Below are 3405 nucleotides of genomic sequence, written 5' to 3'. Positions count from 1 at the left end.
TATCTCCATAATTGACCGGCCTGAACGCTCGATGAAACTCGATTTCGGCTTCGTTGGTCTGCTCCATCTCAATATTTGGGGCAGACGTTGGGCGAACGCCGCCATATGATGTGCCGCCGTCGCCCATAAGCTCTTATGTCTCAACCGTTTAGGCGACGAGGGCGGGCAGACTTTAGCATGGCCCTGAAACGGTGTAAAGACCGCCCTTGCCGCTACTTCGGATGGCTAAGTTGAAGATATGCTTGAAGTAAGGGAAAGACCGCGGCGCGGAGGCGAACGGTAGGTGAACGAAATTCCGCATAGGTTGCAGCGGATCGCCAATCGCTTGTGGGCCAAGGTTTGAACATTGACGTACAGCCTCCACAGTTGTGGAAAAGTTGAGCCTCTGAACGTTGATCTCTTAAGCAGATGAGCGTTTCGTTCACGCCGACGGGCACGCCGTTGTGGAAAAGTTGAGCCCCTGAAGCTGATGGCGTGCCCCGTTCAAACAGAGTCTTTGCCGAACGCGAGACGCTAGCTATTGAGCGCCGGATCGAGGCTTGCCGTTGGGTTGGCGGCCCCGCCTTTGCGTGACGTTTCGCGCGATGTTCTCCGGATGCGCGTTGACACTGGTTCATGGACGCGCATATCATCCGTTTCGTTTCGATGGCTCAAAAGCGGCGCGTCAAAGCGCGGTCGGTGCAGCGAGCAGATGTCTACTCCGCGAATCAAACGAATCGGCGTCATCGTCAAACCCAACCAGCCGGAAGCGACGCGCACCATCTGCCATTTGGCGCAGTGGTTGGCCGAACGAAATGTGGAGTTGATCGGCTGTCTAGAGATAGACCGGCAGCGCATTGAAGCGGAAACCGGATGCGTGATCCCGACCGTGGCGCGGTCAAAACTTGCCGAATCCGTGGATTTGATCGTCGTGCTTGGCGGCGACGGCACGATGCTTTCAGTGGCGCGCATTGTTGGCGCGCATGAGATTCCGGTGCTCGGCGTGAACTACGGTCGGTTGGGTTACCTTGCGGAGTTTCGCACCGAAGAGATGCTCGCCGCTCTTGAGACGGTGCTTGAAGGCGAGTACAAGCTGGATCAGCGCGTGATGTTGGAAGCCGAACTGGTGCGCGGAGGGCAGATGCTGGCACGCGACCGCGTGCTCAACGATGTCGTCATCAGCAAGGCAGCGCTGGCGCGCATCATCGAGATCGAAGCGCGCTTGAACGGTCAATTCGTCAATTCTTTTCGCGCCGATGGACTGATCGTCTCCACGCCGACGGGGTCAACGGCATACAATCTTTCCGCTGGCGGTCCGATTGTCTATCCTTCAATGAGCGCCGTCGTGATCACGCCGATTTGTCCGCACACGCTTTCGAACCGCCCCATTGTCGTGCCAGACGACGCGCTCATCGAACTCGCTTTAAGGACGCGCGAAGAAGTGGTCCTGACGTTAGATGGGCAGATCGGATTGCCGCTCGAAGTGGGAGATGTAGTGCGCGTGCGGAAAAGTCGCACCGCGTTCAACCTCGTGCAACCGCCCAACAGGAACTATTTCGACGTGTTGCGCGACAAATTGAGTTGGGGAAGGTAGAATCCCTCGCGCGATCGAGCAAGAGGGTGTCGAGATGCAAGAAGCTTTGTGCGGTTGCGCCTCGCTTCGAGAGATCTTTTGAGCTACAGAAAGTTCAGCGTACGAGGGCAGATGAACGAGAGGTTACCAAACGAAATCGCGCCCGACCGCTTTGAGCGGGAAGTGACGACGGACCTCGACGAGAAAACAGCCGACCAGCCAAAAGGGATGCCGCTTCATCGCCGCATCCTGCTCGGTTTGGTAATTGGCGTGCTTTTCGGCGTTGGCGTCAACATCGCCTTGGGCGGCAACGACCCGCGCGTGGTCTGGTTCGTTTCGAACGTCACCGAACCGATCGGCCAATTGTTCTTGCGGTTGCTGTTGATGATCGTCGTCCCGCTCGTCTTCTCGTCGCTGGTGGTGGGCGTTGCTGGCATCGGCGACGTGCGAAAGCTTGGGCGCGTCGGCGTGAAGTCTTTCGCTTACACGCTGGTGATTTCGGCCATTTCGGTCGCTATCGGCATCGCTTTGGCCAACACGGTTCGGCCCGGCGAACGCATCTCGGAGCAGACGGCGGCGGCGTTGGAGCAGCGTTACGGTTCGGATGCTGCCAAGCGCGTCGAAGAGGCCAAAAAGAGCGGCGTGGGCAACGAAGCGGTGGCCTTGCAGGTTGTCAAATCGATCGTTCCGGCCAATCCCATCGCCGCCGTCGCCAGCGAGACGCCCAACATGCTTCACTTAATGTTCTTCGCGTTGATGTTGGGCGTTGCGCTGACGTTGGTCGCTGAACAGACGGCGGCTCCGCTCATCCGCGGATTGCAGAGCCTATATGAGGTCTCGGCTAAGATCATCGACATCATCATGAAGCTGGCGCCTTTTGCCGTCGCGTGCCTTTTGTTCAACAACACGGCGCGTTTCGGTTTGGATCTGTTGGGCGCGCTCGCGTGGTTCGTGCTGACCGTGCTGCTCGGTCTTTCAATCCACATGTTCGGCGTCTATTCGCTCTCCGTCTACTTCCTCTCGCGTATCTCGCCGGTGGAGTTCTTTCGACGCATCAAGACGGTGATGCTGACGGCCTTTTCGACCAGTTCTTCCAACGCGACGTTGCCCACCGCGCTGCGCGTCTCGGAGGAGAATTTAGGCGTTCCGCGCGAGATAAACAGTTTCGTGTTGACGGTTGGCGCAACGGCCAACCAGAACGGCACGGCTTTGTATGAAGGCGTGACGGTGCTCTTTCTAGCGCAGCTTGCCGGCGTCGAACTGTCGCTCGGCCAACAGGTCATGGTCGCTTATCTTGCCATTCTCGGCGGCATCGGCACGGCGGGCGTGCCTTCCGGCTCGATCCCTTTCATCGTGTTGGTGCTGGCTAGCATCGGGGTCAATCCCGCTTTGATCGCCATCATCCTCGGCGTGGATCGCATCCTCGACATGTGCCGCACGACGCTCAACGTCACGGGCGACATCACGGCGGCCACGTATGTTGCGCGTTCGGAAGGGTATCGCCTGCTCGGCGAGCGCACGTCTTCAGCAGAAGGGCTTGCCCCAACGGTGATCGAACAAAGAACGGAATGAGAAACAGCCATTGCGCTAGAGGTGCGCCGCAAATGCGTTCTCGGCAACGCTCGAACAAAGAACGGAATGAAAACACCGATGCGGAGCGCGGTTGTACGAGAATCATGCTGAAAAGAGTGTGGTTGTGCGCTCTATACGCTCGCGGAGCGGCGAAACTGCACCGTCCCGCGTCGTTGCCGTTTGCGGAACGGGACGTGCTTACGGACGAAGGCGCGATCCGGCTGGGTTAGAAAAACGGGGGAGCGCGAGTGGGCTGTAATCCCCCTCAATTCATTGAGGGG

General features: G+C 58.4%; 2 protein-coding genes. Both read left to right on the top strand.

Annotated features, from left to right (window positions below; translation table 11 throughout):
- Positions 1-691 precede the first annotated feature (691 nt).
- Positions 692-1573, top strand: a complete 882-nt coding sequence (locus C4334_RS14470) for an NAD(+)/NADH kinase (protein ID WP_352432798.1) — start codon at positions 692-694, stop codon at positions 1571-1573.
- A 111-nt stretch (positions 1574-1684) separates the two neighbouring features.
- Positions 1685-3124 (top strand): dicarboxylate/amino acid:cation symporter, encoded by a 1440-nt coding sequence (locus tag C4334_RS14465; protein ID WP_352432797.1) that lies wholly within the window; start codon positions 1685-1687, stop codon positions 3122-3124.
- The last annotated feature ends 281 nt before the right edge of the window (positions 3125-3405 follow it).

This window comes from Pyrinomonas sp. (genome assembly GCF_040289685.1).
Classification (GTDB): Bacteria; Acidobacteriota; Blastocatellia; order Pyrinomonadales; family Pyrinomonadaceae; genus Pyrinomonas.
This window is presented reverse-complemented; position numbering and strand designations above follow the sequence as displayed.

Bases quoted from the DNA above. Each gene is read 5' to 3' on its own strand.
- C4334_RS14465 (WP_352432797.1), top strand. From the start codon at position 1,685: ATGAACGAGAGGTTACCAAACGAAATCGCGCCCGACCGCTTTGAGCGG.
- C4334_RS14470 (WP_352432798.1), top strand. From the start codon at position 692: ATGTCTACTCCGCGAATCAAACGAATCGGCGTCATCGTCAAACCCAAC.